Source organism: Paenibacillus sp. JT22N12, assembly GCF_056269365.1.
Window position 1 is genome coordinate 48,597 of the sequence record NZ_JBWDNU010000009.1, and the last position, 17,175, is coordinate 65,771.

Annotated in this window: 15 protein-coding genes; 1 reads left to right on the forward strand and 14 read right to left on the reverse strand. The window is 51.9% G+C overall.

Features of this window, described 5'->3' with window-relative positions; all coding sequences use genetic code 11:
- Positions 1 to 235 precede the first annotated feature (235 nt).
- The 6 genes from AC0YOA_RS26690 to AC0YOA_RS26715 form a co-directional block, all read right to left on the reverse strand.
- Positions 236 to 1,387, reverse strand: a complete 1,152-nt coding sequence (locus AC0YOA_RS26690) for a serine hydrolase domain-containing protein (RefSeq protein WP_475789223.1) — start codon at positions 1,385 to 1,387, stop codon at positions 236 to 238.
- Between the two features lie 477 nt (positions 1,388 to 1,864).
- On the reverse strand, positions 1,865 to 4,282 hold the full coding sequence (helD, locus tag AC0YOA_RS26695; RefSeq protein ID WP_475789224.1) for an RNA polymerase recycling motor HelD: 2,418 nt from the start codon (positions 4,280 to 4,282) through the stop codon (positions 1,865 to 1,867).
- Between the two features lie 875 nt (positions 4,283 to 5,157).
- Positions 5,158 to 6,045 carry an alpha/beta hydrolase gene (locus tag AC0YOA_RS26700; protein ID WP_475789225.1) on the reverse strand — a complete coding sequence of 296 codons (888 nt, stop codon included), beginning with the start codon at positions 6,043 to 6,045 and terminating at the stop codon, positions 5,158 to 5,160.
- Between the two features lie 11 nt (positions 6,046 to 6,056).
- Positions 6,057 to 6,689, reverse strand: a complete 633-nt coding sequence (locus AC0YOA_RS26705) for a bifunctional 4-hydroxy-2-oxoglutarate aldolase/2-dehydro-3-deoxy-phosphogluconate aldolase (RefSeq protein WP_210044127.1) — start codon at positions 6,687 to 6,689, stop codon at positions 6,057 to 6,059.
- A gap of 72 nt (positions 6,690 to 6,761) precedes the next feature.
- Positions 6,762 to 8,219, reverse strand: a complete 1,458-nt coding sequence (gene mutY, locus AC0YOA_RS26710) for an A/G-specific adenine glycosylase (protein WP_475789226.1) — start codon at positions 8,217 to 8,219, stop codon at positions 6,762 to 6,764.
- A gap of 1 nt (position 8,220) precedes the next feature.
- Positions 8,221 to 9,075, reverse strand: a complete 855-nt coding sequence (locus AC0YOA_RS26715) for a helix-turn-helix domain-containing protein (RefSeq protein ID WP_210044125.1) — start codon at positions 9,073 to 9,075, stop codon at positions 8,221 to 8,223.
- Between the two features lie 229 nt (positions 9,076 to 9,304).
- Here AC0YOA_RS26715 and AC0YOA_RS26720 point away from each other — a divergent pair, with 229 nt between their 5' ends.
- Positions 9,305 to 9,652, forward strand: coding sequence for a c-type cytochrome (locus tag AC0YOA_RS26720; protein ID WP_475789227.1), 348 nt, complete (start codon positions 9,305 to 9,307; stop codon positions 9,650 to 9,652).
- Positions 9,653 to 9,971: 319 nt separating this feature from the next.
- On the opposite strand, the gene AC0YOA_RS26725 is transcribed toward AC0YOA_RS26720, so the two are convergent.
- The 8 genes from AC0YOA_RS26725 to AC0YOA_RS26760 all read right to left on the reverse strand — a co-directional run bounded on the left by AC0YOA_RS26725 (position 9,972) and on the right by AC0YOA_RS26760 (position 17,003).
- Positions 9,972 to 10,619 (reverse strand): nitroreductase family protein, encoded by a 648-nt coding sequence (locus tag AC0YOA_RS26725; RefSeq protein WP_475789228.1) that lies wholly within the window; start codon positions 10,617 to 10,619, stop codon positions 9,972 to 9,974.
- A 378-nt stretch (positions 10,620 to 10,997) separates the two neighbouring features.
- Positions 10,998 to 12,158 (reverse strand): MFS transporter, encoded by a 1,161-nt coding sequence (locus AC0YOA_RS26730; protein ID WP_475789229.1) that lies wholly within the window; start codon positions 12,156 to 12,158, stop codon positions 10,998 to 11,000.
- Positions 12,159 to 12,540: 382 nt separating this feature from the next.
- Complete coding sequence (gene acpS / locus AC0YOA_RS26735) at positions 12,541 to 12,936, reverse strand: holo-ACP synthase (RefSeq protein ID WP_475789230.1); 396 nt, start codon at positions 12,934 to 12,936, stop codon at positions 12,541 to 12,543.
- 123 nt (positions 12,937 to 13,059) lie between these two features.
- Positions 13,060 to 13,869 (reverse strand): ammonia-dependent NAD(+) synthetase, encoded by an 810-nt coding sequence (gene nadE / locus AC0YOA_RS26740; RefSeq protein ID WP_475789231.1) that lies wholly within the window; start codon positions 13,867 to 13,869, stop codon positions 13,060 to 13,062.
- A gap of 11 nt (positions 13,870 to 13,880) precedes the next feature.
- On the reverse strand, positions 13,881 to 14,315 hold the full coding sequence (locus tag AC0YOA_RS26745) for a BrxA/BrxB family bacilliredoxin (protein ID WP_475789232.1): 435 nt from the start codon (positions 14,313 to 14,315) through the stop codon (positions 13,881 to 13,883).
- A 124-nt stretch (positions 14,316 to 14,439) separates the two neighbouring features.
- On the reverse strand, positions 14,440 to 14,598 hold the full coding sequence (locus AC0YOA_RS26750) for a hypothetical protein (RefSeq protein ID WP_475789233.1): 159 nt from the start codon (positions 14,596 to 14,598) through the stop codon (positions 14,440 to 14,442).
- 46 nt (positions 14,599 to 14,644) lie between these two features.
- Positions 14,645 to 15,310, reverse strand: a complete 666-nt coding sequence (locus tag AC0YOA_RS26755) for a hypothetical protein (RefSeq protein WP_475789234.1) — start codon at positions 15,308 to 15,310, stop codon at positions 14,645 to 14,647.
- Position 15,311: 1 nt separating this feature from the next.
- Positions 15,312 to 17,003, reverse strand: coding sequence for an ATP-binding protein (locus AC0YOA_RS26760; RefSeq protein ID WP_475789235.1), 1,692 nt, complete (start codon positions 17,001 to 17,003; stop codon positions 15,312 to 15,314).
- Positions 17,004 to 17,175: the final 172 nt, after the last annotated feature.

The window sequence follows — 17,175 nt, forward strand, 5'->3', positions numbered from 1 at the left end:
AAATTCCATATCTTTTATTAAACTGCGCTAAAAAAGAGCGTATCCCTGGATACGCCCTCTTTCATGTTTTTTCCTGTTTTGTTGATCCCTTGATAGATTTGCCTAATGGCTTCAACAGGCAGCTTAGGCTCCCGGTCAAGGGAACCAACCTGTTTTATGTAATATTGTGTTTGACGGGATCTTTTGCTCATCTTGCTGCACTGGTTAACCGCTTTCATAACCAATATTATAGTGGTTAATCTCCCCAGACGCTGGCATAGGCGTAATTTCGTATCGTCCCGTGCCAGCGATACCATGGCGAGCCTCCCTCTTGCTGTGCATAGAACAATGCCACTTCTGCCTCCGGATCAATGACAACATAGCATCCGCGGGCGCCATCCCAGCCGAATTCGCCATTTTGGCTCAAAGAGTTGTTTTCCTCCCTATCCACCAGCGTCCGTACGCCAAGACCATAACTGTAGCCGTTCTTGCTCACTCCGCCGAATTTGGCGAAATCCTGCTGCGCCTCTTGGCACAAGCGCTTTGTCCTCATCTCATTGACTGTCTCTTTTTTTAGGATGCGCTCGCCGTTTGACGCCAGGCCATAATTGCATAACGCCTCGGCAAACAAGATGTAATCGGTTACGGTAGAGTAGAGTCCGCCGCCGCCGCTCTCATAAGCCCTGCCTGGTTGGAGGACAAATGTCTCCCCTATGCTCTCGGCAGTATGCGTCTTTCCATTGAATTTATTGTAAAGCTTACAGAAGCGCTTCTCGTCCTTCAGAGCAAAAGAAGTCTCGCTCATACCGATCCTGTCAAAAATATTCTCCTTGAGATAGGCTCCGAAGGTCTTGCCCGACAGCACCTCGATAAGCGCACCCAATACATCATGGCAGGCACTGTATTTGAAATGTGTACCCGGCTCGAAGATCAGCGGTTCTTTGGCAAGCGCCTTGATAACATCCAGCGTTTTGCCCTCGCCTTTTGATTCCTCGATAACTTTTCGGGTCTCCCCGGTATCCCGTTGGTCAAGCCCCGCCGTCATGCTAAACAGATGCTCAATAGTGATGTTGTTCTGCGCGGGACGCACCTCCTCCGACCCATCCTTCAGAATGTGCCGGACGGTCATGTTCCTGTACTCGGGAATATACGCGTGCAGCGGATCGCTGAGCTTAAACCTTCCAGCCTCGAACAATTGCAGGAGCGCCGTACAGGTTATGACTTTGGTCGCTGAATAGAGCCTGAAAATCGTATCGGCTCCGAATTTGATTTGATTCTCTACATCGGAAAATCCTGCATAGTACTCAAAGACAGGCTTGTGCTTGTAATACATTGCAAAACCCACGCCGGGAATGTTTTTCTCCATGTAAAAACGATTCAGATAATCCTCCAGTTTCGAAAAGTTCATTTTTACTCCTCCTTCCACCAACTCCAAATGGGTTATTTGCAGCTTGCTCCCGGATTTAAGTCTATTAATCCGCTTCTAAATAAATATACCACTAATTAGAAGTGATAAAGAACCTCCAGAACCCAAAACGGCTTGCGAGAACAGCGGAATGCAGGTGATTGCGCCGAATATGCCAATCCCCATCAAGAAGCCCGATCCCCTGGATGGCGCGGAGGACGATAAGTTGTGTCATGTCCAGCGGGAAGCCCCACAGTACCGAGCCGGCGCGGAACAGTCCTTGTACTAGCATAATCAGCAAAAAACAGCCTTGGCCGACTAACGGCCAAGGCTGTTTGCATACGAGCGAATCGGAGCCGAATTATCATTCATCCAGCCAGCAAGCGGGATAACGGCGGATAAGGCCAGCGTATAACCGGTGACGGTCCATTGGATCGTCTTCAGATCGGTGTCGAAGTAGTCTGCGTCGCCACCGATCCGTCAATATGGCGCTTTCTCGTACAAATTCGCAGGCAGTGCCTGCACGAACGGCGACCAGTCGCCCGTTGTGTAAAGATGAAGCCGGTGCATGGCCCGCGTACACGCCGTATAAAGAAGCTTGCGTTCGTTGTCCCGACCGTAAGCTTCGGACGAAGCGTCATAGACCAAGACTGCATCGAACTCGACACCCTTGGCGAGATAAACGGGAATGACCATCACTCCTTTTTCAAAGACCAGCGTCTCCTTCGTAATGAGCTGCAGAGCTTCGCCTCCTTGAATCCGTAACGATTCATGAACCTCCCGGCTTTCGGCTGCGGTCTTCGTAATGACGGCAATGGAATCGAAGCCCTCGGCCCTGAGCGCCGCGATGTCTGCCAGAATTTGCGCATCACGCTTCTCCCCGCCGTCCAGTTTCCTCAGAAGGGGTTTTTGGCCTCCCCTTTCAAACGGTGCAATTTCTTCCCCGTCTGGGAGCATCAATTTCGTGAATTCAACAATCTCCCTGGTTGAACGATAACTGCGTACAAGACAGACAAGACTTGTTTCGGCTTCGCCGAAAAGGCGGACAAGCGGCGAGTCGGAGGCGGCCAAACTTGTAGCCTGCATGAAGATCGCTTGCCCGAAATCGCCGAGCACCGTCATCCGGGCACGGGGAAACAGCTTTTTTAGATATTCATATTGAAACGGGGAATAATCCTGACCCTCATCAACGAAGACATACCGGATTTCCGTGTTCGTCCGGACGCCTTCAATCAGTTCTTTTACATACAAATACGGAGTCGCATCCTCATGCAACAACTCGCTGCGAAGCAGCGTTTCCTTGGTTTGCCTGCATATTTCAGGCCACAGCGGGGGGATGGCGGCCCCATTTATTTTCTCCCGATAAGCGGCTCCGCCCTCAAACAATTGCCCATATATGCCTTTGACATCTACAAACGAAAATTTCTTCACACTTTTCCTTAGCGGTTTAAAGATTTCTTTCACGATCCTTCGGCGGAGCAGATCTTCCTCCTTGCGGGCGAAATCAAAGTCGCCTTCATCTTCCCGGCGCTTGTTGTTCATTTTCTCGCGAACTGTGGCGTAATTTTCCGCAAGGTCGAATAATTCCTTTTCTTTATGCAGCGTTCCGAAGACTTCCATGTACTGCTCGGTATCGAGATAATTCAACTCTTCCTGTACCCAAGGCGCTTCCCGTTCCATGCGTTCCAGCGAAGCCAGTTCATTCAGCAGCCATTCCTGCAAGAGAACGACACGATTGGTCAACGGCAGGGAACGGTCATAACCGTAAAATTTCGCTCTCATTCGCTCGGCAGTAATCAAATCGCGGTCCCGAATCCGGATACCGTTGAATCGCATTCCTTCCCGTCCCAACCACATTCCATAGTTCTGCAGGGCTTGCAGGAAAGCCTCAGAAGCTTTATACTCGATCCCCTGAAGACGAGCCTCATATCCCGGCGCTCCTTGTGCGGTCAGTACATATTCGATCTGATCAAAGGCATCCTCCGGCCTTAACGAGGAACCCAGCCAATAGTCGAGATATTCTTGAAAAGTCGTCTGCTGCATATTCTCTTCACCGAGCTCCGGCAGGACGGTGGAGATATAACTGGTAAACATCGGATTCGGTGAGAAAAGAACGATCTGATCGGCCCTGATCGTCTGGCGGTGTTTGTACAGCAAGTATGCCACCCGCTGCAGTGCCGCAGAAGTCTTACCACTGCCGGCCGCCCCTTGTACGATAAGCATGCGGCTTTTGTCATTGCGGATGATGGCGTTTTGTTCCTTCTGGATGGTTGCCACGATACTCTTCATTTTCGAGTCCGCATCTTTGCCGAGCACTTGCTGCAGCAATTCGTCTCCGATCGTTTCACTCGCGTCAAACATGTTGCGGATTTGCCCGTTTTGAATCTGAAACTGCCGTTTGAGCTCCATCGTCCCTTCGATTCGTCCGGCCGGCGTGACATAAGACGCCGTGCCGGGGGAGTAGTCATAGTACAGGCTCGCGATTGGCGTACGCCAGTCATAGATCAGAAAGCTCAACCCGTCTTCGTCGACAAAGGAAGATACGCCGATATAGATCTGCTCGCTGAGGTTCAGGCCATCCTCCTGAAAGTCGATGCGTCCGAAATAAGGAGACGGGAGCAGACGATTCATGCTTTTCCATTGCTGCGTCAACAACTTGTGGCCGCGCTCCCGTTCGGCCAATACCGCGGACTGCTGGGTAATCGTGTAGAAGGTCTCTTCGAAGTCTTCGTGCGTGCTTGTGTTGATCGTAACTTCTTCCCAAAACCGCTTGCGGATGTCCGCTGCCTGATCGCTCAGTCCGGCAACCTCCGGCTCCAGTTCGGCGATTCTCGCCTGCAGCTTGTTCCTGACCCATTCCAGTCGCTCCTGTTCCTGCCGCCAATTATTCGCTTCCATCTCTCCTTGAACACACTCCTTTTTCCGTTTTTTGGGATAAAAAGAGCATTGACAAATCAAAGTTCCAGATGTACAATTAAAGTAGGAATAATATTGGACACATCATATAATTTAATTTGTCTATAGCGCTATCGATTATATCATAGCGCTATTTGTTGTTCAATTTATTTTTTTCGCCCTCCAGCAGAGCTGGATACTGAACCGGATTGTGGATAGTTAAAACAAACTACCACGGAGTTTAGCTGCCAGGAGATGACCCTTGAATTCATCAAGGGTCATCATTTTTTTATGTCCACTGGCTCTGAATCTACAGGTTATGTTGTAAGCGGAGACGCTTGCCCGAACTTCTTCAGGGGTACCCTGATGGGGCAAAAGAATGATATGACTTGAACCCGCTGAAATATGGGAGAATCGATCGGGTGGGATAGAGGCGAGTCTCTCCTCGAATTGTCTGTATACTGCCTCTCATTAAAGAACCTTATTTCTCGCAGAACTGCTTTATTTTCTACCTCATCATCGCTTTCTATCCGCTCCAGAACTCGGATGTTTTTGTAATCCGGAACCTGTCGCTTTCTATCTGCTCCAGAACCCGGATGTTTTTTAATCCGGAACCTGTCGCTCTCTATCTGCTCCAGAACCCGGATGTTTTTTTAATCCGGAACCTGTCGCTTTCTATCCGCTCCAGAACCCGGATGTTTTTGTAATCCGGAACCTGTCGCTTTCTATCCGCTCCAGAACCCGGATGTTTTTGTAATATAATTGTAATGTTTCCTTCATGTTCTTTTCATCTTATTTGCCTATAATAGAGACATGACCCCCCTTTATTATATATTCTCTCTTGCGCCTGCGGATATTGCCGCAGGCCTCTTTTTTTGCTATAAGAGATTCTCCTTAAGAAATGGAATCACTTTGCTCCAAAACCGCGGGTCCTGCTCGGACTGACTGTGCCCGCTTCCCTCCACATAAAAGGCATCAACCGGCCACTGCTCCGCAAGTATCCGCAGATCATCCGCCGGGATGAAGCTGTCTCCCTTCGCATGAATCATCAATACCGGCACCGCAGCACCAGCTTCGTTCGCCGCCAGCGCATAAGGAATTTGTGCCGCCCTGTATTCGGCACGAGAGATCCCGGCACGCAGCAGCCAAATCGCCGGAATGAAGTAGCCAAGCGGGAAGAACGGCAGCTTCTTCCGCTTCAAATCCGCCTTCAGCATGGTCTCGAAGCGGGTAGGCATCGAATCGGTAACAACCGCCCGTACAGGAAGTCCCGCACCCAGCGCGAGCAGCGTGCCGAAGCCGCCGAGCGAATGGCCCAGAACGGCTATCCGCTGCGGATCAATCTCCGGCAGCTTGCGGGCAGCCAATACCGCGGCTTGAATATCGTCCCGAAACATCAGCGCCGAAGGGGCTTTGATGGCTTCGCTGTCCCCATGGCTTCGCGCATCATACAGCAGAACGGCGAGCCCCTCATCGAGCAGCGGCTGCGTATATCTCAACACACGTGAACGATTAGAGCCCCAGCCATGCGCCACAATAACCAGCGGCAGCAGGCTGGAATCCCGAAACTGCATCTCATTGTCCGGAAACAAGAGCCATGCCTGAAGCGCAATTCCTCCGCTGTTGAATGTTAATGACCGGTAGCGCCCGACCGGAACAGCAGGATTGGCCATTCTCCTCGGCTGCTGGGCTTTGGCTGCGATAATCCAGATCAACCACAAAAGAAGCGCGACAAGCGCCGCGCTTATAATCAAAGCTATCCTCATCTTCACACCGCCTACAGCGATTTGACCGCATCCGCAAATTTGCGGGCCCGCTCGGTCAGCAAATCAAAACGTCCTTCTCTCACCCATTCCATATTGACCAGCTTGCTGCCCATTCCCACGGAGCAGGCGCCTGCTTTGAAGTAGTCCTGAATATTGTCCAGATCGACGCCGCCGGTGGCCATCATCGGTATTTTATCCAGAGGCGCTTTGATTTCCGCCAAATACTTCCAGCCAAGCGTTCCCATCGGGAAGATCTTCACCGCTTCCGCTCCCGCTTTCCATGCCCTTACAATCTCAGTTGGCGTCATAACGCCTGGCCATACGGAAATGCCGTTCTTCGTTCCGTAATCGACAACCGCTTCATCCAGATTAGGAGAAATCAGAAACTGGGCGCCTGCAGCGACGGCTTCCTTCGCCATCGTCAGATCAAGCACCGTTCCTGCGCCAATTCCCGCCCTGTTCCCGTATTTATCGCGCCATCGGCTGATCATCCCAGCAGCGCCCTGCGTATTCATCGTTATTTCCATCAGGGTTATCCCGCCGTCCAGCAGCGCCTCAGCTGCCTGGTCGGCATACTTGTCCTCAATGTTGCGGAAGATCGCCACAATTTTCTCCCGGATCAGCACATCCAACATTTGGCTCATTCAACATTCCCCATTTCCATTAATAGCTGTTTTGGCGCTTTATTCTATTGTAAAAGATATCCTGTACAAGATTCAATCGGTGGTTTCCCAATAATCTCGAAGCAAGCGCAGAAAAACATTGGGAAAAGCCAGCTCGCGCATATCTTCCGGCCCGATCCAGCGGTAGTGTGGAGGCAGTCCGCCGTTTGGTTCCTTCCGCGGCTTCCCCTTTGTCGTGTAAGTTGCGCCCGACTCAGCCGCGAGGAAATTCTGACCGCCTCCGCTCCCGAATAACGTTCCTCCCGAATGATCCGGTTTTTCAAGCGCCGCTTCATTGGCAAGCCAATACCCGAATTCCGCGCGGTACACCTGCACATCCCAAACGATATGGCTGAACACATGCTCCGCCTCGCCCCACCAGCCGGCCGGGCGGACAAGCAGCCCATCCTGGGCGAACAGCTCACGGCACAGCATATCCGCGTGGATTGCGTGTGTATTGGCCCTGCCTGCTAGGCCGCTGCTGGCAGCGAGGCCGCGAAGTCCGACCCCGGAGTCCGGAATAAGATCCGGCTCCGCAGCGCTCTTCAGGGAAAGCAGGCCGCCATCTGTTCCGGCTGCGGCTGCGCTCTGCATCAGCAGCGCTTCACTGCTGCCGATAACTGCAGTGCCTCCAGCCGCGGCGGCTTTCCGCCCGCGGCCTCTGGGCCTCGCTTCGCCGCCTGGCGGCTGCTGGGGCCCCAATACATGCGGCAGCTCCCACATCCGGGCCAGCAGGCCGCTGCCCTGTCGCTGACGCACCAGTATCTTGCCGGCATGCTCGCCGCTGCCAACAACAAGTGCTGCAAGCCGCATTTCCGGCCGCGGCGGCTTGGCCTTCGTCTTGATCGGCAGCGTATGCTCCTTCCCTGCCATCCTTCCCTCGCAGTGCGCCATCACCGGGCAGGTCAGACAGCCCGGTGACTTGGGAGTACAGACAAGCGCTCCAAGCTCCATGAGCGCCTGATTGAAATCGCCGGCCGCTCCCTCAGGAATGAGCGACTTAGCAAGCTTCTCGATTTTGATCCTCGTCGAGGGCTTGGCAATATCGTCCTCCTGGCAGAAATACCGCGACAGCACACGCATGACGTTGCCGTCCACAGCCGGCTCCGGCCGGTTGAAGGCAATGCTCATTATGGCGCCAGCCGTGTAAGGACCTACTCCACGCAGCGACGAAACGGCATCCTTGTTATCCGGAACTATGCCTCCGTGCCGGGTGAGCACCTCGCTTGCTCCGGCCTGCAGGTTGCGGGCACGCGAATAATAGCCAAGCCCTTCCCAGCACTTCAGCACTTCCTCCTCGGGGGCTTGCGCAAGCGCAGCCGCCGTAGGGAATTTTTCCATGAAACGTTCATAATAAGGAATGACCGTATCCACCCGGGTCTGCTGCAGCATCACTTCGGATACCCATATCCTGTAGGGATCACGATTGATCCTCCATGGCAGGACACGTTTATTCTCACGGTACCAGCCGAGCAACTCGCGGCTGAAATAATCTGCTGCTTCCCTATCCATCTTAGTGGTCACCTTCCTCGAGCAAGAGATGCGATTCGCGGTGAACGCGCCTGTACTGTGTCGGAGACAATCCGATATGCTGCTTGAACAGTCGGGACAAATAATGATTTTGCAGCCCCACCTGCCCGGCAACCTCATTCACAGCGCGGTCCGTTTGTTCCAGAAGCCGTCTGGCTTCCTCCAGGCGTCTTCTGTTGACATACTGAATAGGCGAAAAACCGACTGCACTTTTGAAAAAACTGATAAAGTAGTTCGGGTGCAGAAAAGCCAGCTTCGCCAGCTCGTCCACACCAATATTGCCATCCAGGTGCTCATCAATATATTCTAACACACGATCGATCACTTCGAGCGAATCGATTCGCTGCATAATCTCCTCCTGCTGTCCGCAATAATCGAGATAATAAGCAATAACCTCAAGCATGCCCGCCTTCACCCTCAAATCACTGGACAAAGATGTCGAGTGAAAAGCATGGATGAGGCTTTCGAAGCAATCGATGATATGATCTCCATGTACGGGTTTAACGCAAAATGGGAGCTGGAGCAGCTCAAACAGCTGCATATCTCCCATTGATGCGCGAAAGTGGCACCAGTAGATGCCGATGGCCGGCAAAGTCTCGCTGCCAAAAACGATCTGGGATCCCGGCGGCAGCAGATACAGCTGCCCTGTTTGTACTTCATAGCGGTGCCCGTTCATATAAAGGACCCCTTGTCCTTCTTTTATGTACCATAAGCGATAAAACTCGGGAAGGCTCTGCACCCTCAAGCCCGGTCTTGTATATGAGAATGATGCCATTGCCACATCAGCATGGAAATGGTGAAAATAGTTTCGGATGATCGTCATGTAGGTAGGCTTCATTTTCTGCTCCAATCATCATAATAATGAAAACTTTCATTCACTCCAACTAACATTATACGTACAAAAGGGTTAAAAGGATACGACCGGGCATGTCAGGTTTGCAAAGGTTTGCCCAAACGTCCTATACTGGAGAAAATACCCTGAAAGATTAGTTCTAAAGTCAGGAGACACGGCTGCACTGTCCTTTGGCGGCATAGTACGATTCTATAAGGTGAACAATGGAGGACTTGTGATCATACCATCCTATCGGCAGGCATCTTTGCGCCCGCAGCTATCCCTGCTTCTGTCCATTCTGGCTATTTTGCTGCTAAGCGCCTGCGGAAGTCCGTCAAACGCGCTGGAAGGCCCGGCCGAGGTTGTGCAAATCGCCCGCTCCGCCTGTATATCCTGTCATGGCTCGGAGCTCCAGGGTAAAATGGGCCCTGAAACGAATCTTCAGCATGTAGGCAAGCGGTTATCCAAGGAACAAATCGCCCGGCAAATTAAAAAAGGCGGCGAGAGCATGCCTGCATTCGAGTCGCGGCTGACGGCCGAAGAGATCGAAGGGCTGGCAAGCTGGCTCAGCGGCCAGAAATGACAATTTATCCTCTAATATAAAAAGAACCCGCTCAACTGGCGCAGGCTCTTCATACTGACCTATCCGAAAGGATCAACAGTACCCCTATCCGCTTTCAACCGGATGATAGGGTTCTTTTTTTATATTTTGGCGTGAATTATAAACATACGCTTCAGACTTCAGGAAGTCAAGCTGAGACAGGCGTTTTGGGAAAATGCGGAAAAGCGCCCGAAACAAAAGAAAAACAGGCAGCGCGCGATAACGCCGGTGCCTGTTTTCGGATTTTTATATTTCAAACATGCCCTTCAATTGAGTACAGTTTCAAGCTGGTGATGAGATATTATTTGCTGATACCATTCCAGAACGTCACGTCTTCGACAGGCAGACGGACAGTCGGATGAGCGGGTTCAAGCGCTTTGCCGACCGCAATCAGCATAACGTCGGCATAGCGGTCCGGTATATCGAACAATTCTTTGAGCTGCTGGGCGTTATAACCGCCCATTGGTGAGGTATCGTATCCATGCGCTTTTGCCACAAGCATAATCTGCATAGAGACAAGGCCCGAATCAATGAGAAAAGCGTTTTTAGTCTTGTCGGGGCTGGATTTCGTGTAATGGTTTGTCAGGTTTGTGACGAGCTGGTCTTTCGTCTCGTTCGTCATGTATCCGGCCTCGACCGCTTGAGTATAAATTTTATCCGCTTCTTTATAGGCCTCAAGGTCCGCCAATACGACAATCACCGCGGAAGAGGTCAACGTCTGCTCCTGATTGAACGCAACCGGCAGCAGCTTCTCTTTCAAAGCCGGGTCGTCAATGACCAGAAATCTCCATGGCTGCACATTGGCTCCGGAAGGGGCAAGAGTAGCCTGCGACAGCATCTCTTTCAGCTCCTGTACGGGAATCTTCACGTTGGGATCATATTTGCGCACCGCGTGCCGATCGCGAATAACGGTGAAAAAATCAGTCTCTTTGAATATGCTTGTTTCCATTTTTGAACTCCCCCTATGATGGAACTAATAAATTCGTCAAGCCATTAAAACAAGGCCTTATTTCCCAGTAGAGCCACTGGTAAATTCCTTGCAAAAATTGTTGAACATTATTTTGTACCTAAAGGTATATTAATTCCTGCGCTCTCCAATGTCAACCGTTGAATCGTAGAGACACAGTAAATTGCATTTCGGAAGCGTCAGGCAGCAAGCGGAACCATCTCGCCGATGTGCCGGTCAATCTGGCCTCCTGGCCGGATCATTATAAATCATCTGCCCTTAATTTCTGTTATTATCGCCTATTTATACATCTTCAATGCAGTACGCTGCCGCCCCATCCTTCTCACGACGCTTCGCCGTTTCTCAACGACTGGAAATCAGTCACACACCGCGGCGGGCGATAAGGCCAAAGAGCGACGAAGCGATGGCAATGATTCCGCTGACGATGAACACAGCAGCCAGCCCGGCCGAGTCAACAAGCAGGCCCCCCAGTGCGGAGCCGACCGCAATGGCCAGCTGCATCACGGTGATCAGCATGGCGGACGATGCTTCCGGGGCATCCGGAGTTGCTGTCAGCATCAGGGTCTGAAGCGCCAGAGGTACAAGTCCCCATATGATGCCCCATGCTACAAAAAGAATGCTGACGATGATCGGAGCATTGCTCAGTGCGGGCAGGACGGCCAGGATGACCCCGAACGCGGCGGCGGCACCCACGAAGGTCCAAATGCGGCTTCGTGCCACAAGTGCACTGCCAAGCAGCGTGCCGACGATGCCGGCGAGCCCGTAACCGAGGAACAGCACAGTAGCCAGCCCAGACTCCATATGAGCATTCTGCAGGAGAAACGGCGTCACAAAGGTGGATGCCGCGAACTGCCCCACAGTGACCATTCCTCCCGCGATAAGCACGGTCCGGCCGATCGGAACGCGGAACACCTTTATGAGGTGAGAGAACCTCATCCTGCCTATCGCCGGAATCTTCGGCAGAACCGCAAGCTGAATGACGACGATCAGGACCGCCAGAGCCGCCGCTCCGGCAAAAGTCAACCGCCATCCAATGAGGTTCCCGAAGAACTGTCCTGCGGGGAGTCCGATTACGGTACCCGCCGATAAGCCTGCCAAAATAACCGACGTTGCACGCGTGCCCGCCTCCAGGCCTGCCAGGCGAAAGCCCAGCGAAGGGACCACGGCCCAAAACCCGCCAATCGCGACCCCGAGGAACACTCTCGCCAGAAGCAAGATGCCGAAGTTAGGCGCCACGAACGCAATCGCATTCGACAGTACGACGAGAATGCCCAGTATAACAATCAGAAGGCGGCGGTCGAGACGGCCGGCTCCGACGATAACCAGCGGCGCCGCGACAGCCGCGCTCAGGCCAGGGACGAGCACCATCAATCCCGCAGCTCCAAGCGTTACATTCAGATCGTCGGCAACGTTCGGCAGGAAGCCGACAGGGATGAATTCGGTCGTCACGATAACGGCTGCCCCCAGCGCGAGAGAAATCACTCCCAGCCAAGTTCGAATTGACGGCAAAGACTTGCTCATTTTGTACTCCTCCTGAATTTCTGAGATGGAGATATCTAAGCTTTTACAGTTTATATTCTTTGTCTCTTTAAGCTGTAATAGCAGTTATTCCGAACTCATTTTTTATGGCACAACATATATATGTACCGTTAGGTAAATATAAGGCAGTCAACCTTTATTGTCAATAAGAAAATTCAAGGAAAAACAATTCAATACTGTCTGTAGAGCATTATATACTTACCTAACAGTACGAATAAATGGAAGGTAAATTCAAAAATTAGAACGGCAAAAAGGCAGTCCCGGACCGTTTCCGACCAGGACTGCCTTCCTATTATTGCTAAATTATGCTGATCCGCGGACTGTGAATCCGGGCTCCCTTTGACGAGAAATCCGACTGCTTCTCTTATGCCATTCGCTCAACGATCACAAAAGCTGAAGCCAGCGAGTGATCATGCGTTATCGTGACATGGATGACCGTTGATGCCGGAGACATCCTGAGCCTCTCCCAAGCCTTGTCAGCCAGTCTGCAGAGCGGCTTGCCGCAATCATCGCGGCCAATCTCGATATCGTGAAAGGACAGCGTACGGCCGATTCCGCAGCCGAAGGCTTTGGATACTGCTTCCTTGGCGGCGAAGCGACCTGCTGTGAACTCAATAAGCCGCAGGCCGCTCAACTCAGCCGCCCTCCTCAGCTCAAGAGGCGTTAATATCCTTTCCTGGAAACGGGCCCCTGCAGTTCCTTCCAGCACCCTCTTCATTCGTTCCAGCGATGTCAAATCATGCCCGATCCCGACAATCATTCAGATTTCTCTCCCTTGCTTGCTGTGTAGTTCAGAATGCCGGATTCTCCACCGAAGCGTAATGACTGCAAACGGCAATAAGCTCCCCACCTGATAGGGTGAAGAGCTTATTGGACATACTGCTTATATGCCGGGAATCGGCTCGCGTTTATGTGCAGTCTTGATGTACTGGCGTTCCAGCTTCTCGCGGGCTGCATCACTTACCGTTTTGCCTTCGAGATAAGCGCTGTTCTCATCATAGGTGATACCCAGCTCTTCCTCGTCCGTCTGACCTTCCCAAAGTCCCGCGGTAGGAGCTTTGCCCTGTACGCTTGCGGGAACGCCGAGAACGGCTGCCAACTGGCGGACCTGGCGTTTGTTCAGCGTGGAGAGGGGGGTAATATCAACTGCCCCGTCTCCCCATTTGGTGTAGAAGCCGGTAATGGCTTCCGAGGCATGATCCGTGCCAACGACCAGCAGATTAAGCTCAAAGGCCAATGCGTACTGCGTAACCATCCGGGTACGCGCCTTCACATTGCCTTTGCCGCCGCGGCTGATATGCCGGGACATGCCGATCGACTTCAAGCCATGCTCCACCTCAAGGGCGACCTCATCAACCGCTTCCTCAATGTTGGTTTCAATGCGGTGCTTCAGGTTAAAAGCCTCCGCCACCTCGTAGCTATGGGCAATATCGCTTTGCTCCCCGTAGGGCTGGAAGACGCCAAGCGTCATATAATCCTTGCCTGTCTCCGCAGACAGTTCATCAGTCGCTTGCTTGCACAGGCCGGCGGCAACGGCGCTGTCGATCCCGCCGCTTATTGCGATGAGCAGCCCGGTCGTCCCTGATTTCACAACGTATTCCTTCAGAAAGTCAACCCGCTTGCGTATTTCATCCTTCGGATCGATTTCCGATTTTACGCCAAGCTTCGCAATAATTTCCTGCTGTAAGCTCATCCCATCACCTCTTAGCTGCAAAAACGTTCGAAAGCGGAAGTCAGATCTGCCGCGATGTCGGCTGCCGAACGGTTCTCGATTTGATGACGTTCGATAAAGTAAACCAGTTCGCCGTCTTTCATTATGGCAATCGACGGAGATGAAGGAGGGTATGGAGCAAAATATTCACGAGCTTTGGCTGTCGCTTCTTTATCCTGTCCGGCAAACACGGTGTACAGGTGGTCGGGCTTCAATTCGTTCCGGAGCGCCTCGGCTACCCCTGGACGGCATTGACCTGCTGCGCAACCACAAACGGAGTTGACAACAACAAGCGCGGTTCCTTTGGCATCCGGAATCTTCGCTTCCACTTCTTCGGGCGTGCGAAGCTCCTCGATTCCAAGGCGTGTAAGATCATCGCGCATCGGTTGCACCATATCGAGCATATATCGTTCAAAAGACATTGACATGTGTAATCACTCCTAATATGAGATCATTTTCTACTATTATAACGCCGACGGAATTTGAAAGCAAAAGAAAAAGCAACCGGCACTGACCGATTGCTGACCCTATTGCCGGCTTCCGCCGCAGATGCTATACAGAAGGCCGGTTCGGGCCGTCCAATTTCTTATCAAAACCTGCCGATTCCGGTGCCTTGCCCCCCGATTGCTGTCTGCGCTGCTGCTTCTGCTCAGCGCTATCCTGCGCATCTGCAGGATGCTGCTTCGTTTGTCCGTCTTGACTGTTGTTCACTGCGAGCACCTCCTTCCGGTGCTAGTATGTGCGCAATTCTGTCGGGTTATCCCTTTTTTACCTGCAGCAGCGCTCCTCCAGCCGCGAGCAGGATGAAGCACCACTGCAAAGCGCTCAGGCCCGCTGTCAACTCCGGAAAATCGCCTGGCGGGTACGGAGCGAACAGGCTGACCACCAGCCCTCCTATCCCCGCGCCCAGCAGCCCCGCTCTCCCGTATTCTCCGCTTACAGGCTCACTCGCCTGGACCGACCGTAGAAGATATATGTATACAATAAGAAATAACAGCGAATAGATAATCCGATAGGGATAATCCGTCAGCCCGTTCCAAACCGCACTGCCCGGAAGGACAGCCAAAGCCGCGGTATCCAGCAGACGCAGCCAGGAAAGCTTGCGGACGCGGACTGCAATCATCAGATACACCAGGGCCAAGAACAGGCCGATCAACGCATCTGTATCGCTTCCTCGTACAAGCAGCAGCGATTGCGGCGAATTCCAGACTGACTCGGGATCTCTTATTATAAAAGCCAGCTTCCATCCCAGCAATGCAATTACAACCGCGTTGAACAACAGATCCTGCAGGACCCTGTCCGGGCTATCCGGACTTCTCCTCTGCCACAGCCACAATGCGCCAAGCCCGGCTGCGGCCGATAAAATAAAAGTCAGCAGCAAGCCATCCAGGCGGGCTGATCCAATTGAAACCAGTTCCGGCATCCTATTCTCCATATTCCGCCGCTGCTGCGGCCTCATGTATTCGCTGCTGCATGCTGAAGGCTACGATAAACAGCGTACCTTCGCCTTCTGTCGATTCAACCTTGATTTGACCCCCGTGACGTTCTACGATACTAAGGCAAAGCGGAAGGCCAAGGCCTGTACCGCGTAATTTTGTTGTATAAAAGGGTTCGAACAGCTTCTCCTGCTGCTCTGCGGAAATCCCGCAGCCGTTGTCGCCAACCCGAAGCTCCACCTGCTGGGCATGAACGACCGTCCCAAGAGTAAGCACACCCTTCTGATCCATGGCCTCCATCCCGTTGCGGGCCAGATTCAATATAAGCTGTTTCATTTCTTTTACATTGAGCAGAAGGCGCGGCATTTGATCAGCCAGCTCCAGTTCAATGGATTGCCCCCGCATATTGGCGTCAGCCCAGAGCAGCGGCAGCATTTCATTGATCAGATCATGCAGCGAACAGCTTTCCTTCTCAATCATCTGGTTCTGGGCAAGAGAAAGAAAGTCGTTGATAATGCTGTTGGCCCGATCAAGCTCGTCCATGACGATACGAAAATATTCCTGTTGATGATCGGGACTGCGCTCCCGCATCAATTGTACGAAGCCGCGAATTACGGCCATTGGATTGCGGATTTCATGCGTGATGCTGGCAGCCATCTGCCCGACGAGGCTAAGCCTTTCCATCCGCCCGACTTCATCGCGCAGACGGCTTACCTCCGTCTTGTCGTAAAGCATAAGAGCCGCACCGATAACGGTGTTGTTTTGCTGGTCACGGACGCTGAATCCCTGCTTCAAATAAATCTTGCCCTGCTCCTGCACGCTGTCGCTGGACATATTATTGCCGCTTAACGCCTCTGCAATCAACTGTCCCAATTCGTCCTGCTTCACATTCTCGTAAAGGCTGGTATAGGACTTGCCGAGCAAATCCTCCGGGTCCCCCGATGAGAGTTTATGGTTCAGAATACACATGGCCCGTTTGTTAATGTGGGAAACAATACCGCTCCTGTCCACGAATAAGACGCCAACTTGGCTTTCCTCAAGCATTTGGTGGAGCGTGTGAGCCTCACTTCGCAGCTCGTTTGATACATTTTGAAACTCATCGATATTTTTTTGGCTTTTTAATATTTTTTCCATCAGGCTGATGCAAAAAACCACTGCAATCATGCTGATCAGTCCATACAATAAATAATACCGGACAGCGGCTGGATCATAGAAATGCCTGGAAGATACAAGATGACTGAATAAGGAATCTCCCATAACCAAAGCCATAATGGTGATCATAAAAAAGGCGATAAACTGTTTTTCTTTGAGCGAAGATTGTTGAAATCGTTTTATGGATACAAACAGCATTGGGATAAGAACAATAACAAGCCCGACCAGATCGATTCCGATCCCCCATCCGTTCCTCAGAAACTGTGAGAGCGCAAACATGAATGCCAATGCGACTGCTGTAAAGCTTCCCCCATATAGAGAACCGATCAGTAATGGAATGGCCCGAAAATCAAGATCGAACCCATGGAAGCTTATCGTGGTGACGGATCCAAACAAGATGGATACGCTGCAGGTCAAGGCAATACAAATGGAAAATCCCTTGTTTTGTTTGAGATGCTCAGTCCACGTCTGAAAGACAAACACGGGTATCAAAGCGACAATGAGTTGCAATAGCGTTTGCTTCCACAAATATCCGATCTCCCCCCAATCCATCCCTTATTTTACCAGCTGTTTATTCCCATTCTCTCCGATTAAAACATAGGTCTATCAAATTTACAATCATCGATCCATTGACTCACTCAAGAAAAATGCCATAAAATCTGATGTTGTCGAATAGACGCTACGCAGTGGAGCAAATATG

Coding starts and splice junctions, on each gene's coding strand:
- AC0YOA_RS26690 (WP_475789223.1), bottom strand. CDS start 1,387: ATGAACTTTTCGAAACTGGAGGATTATCTGAATCGTTTTTACATGGAG.
- helD (WP_475789224.1), bottom strand. CDS start 4,282: ATGGAAGCGAATAATTGGCGGCAGGAACAGGAGCGACTGGAATGGGTC.
- AC0YOA_RS26700 (WP_475789225.1), bottom strand. CDS start 6,045: ATGAGGATAGCTTTGATTATAAGCGCGGCGCTTGTCGCGCTTCTTTTG.
- AC0YOA_RS26705 (WP_210044127.1), bottom strand. CDS start 6,689: ATGAGCCAAATGTTGGATGTGCTGATCCGGGAGAAAATTGTGGCGATC.
- mutY (WP_475789226.1), bottom strand. CDS start 8,219: ATGGATAGGGAAGCAGCAGATTATTTCAGCCGCGAGTTGCTCGGCTGG.
- AC0YOA_RS26715 (WP_210044125.1), bottom strand. CDS start 9,075: ATGAAGCCTACCTACATGACGATCATCCGAAACTATTTTCACCATTTC.
- AC0YOA_RS26725 (WP_475789228.1), bottom strand. CDS start 10,619: ATGGAAACAAGCATATTCAAAGAGACTGATTTTTTCACCGTTATTCGC.
- AC0YOA_RS26730 (WP_475789229.1), bottom strand. CDS start 12,158: ATGAGCAAGTCTTTGCCGTCAATTCGAACTTGGCTGGGAGTGATTTCT.
- acpS (WP_475789230.1), bottom strand. CDS start 12,936: ATGATTGTCGGGATCGGGCATGATTTGACATCGCTGGAACGAATGAAG.
- nadE (WP_475789231.1), bottom strand. CDS start 13,869: ATGAGCTTACAGCAGGAAATTATTGCGAAGCTTGGCGTAAAATCGGAA.
- AC0YOA_RS26745 (WP_475789232.1), bottom strand. CDS start 14,315: ATGTCAATGTCTTTTGAACGATATATGCTCGATATGGTGCAACCGATG.
- AC0YOA_RS26755 (WP_475789234.1), bottom strand. CDS start 15,310: ATGCCGGAACTGGTTTCAATTGGATCAGCCCGCCTGGATGGCTTGCTG.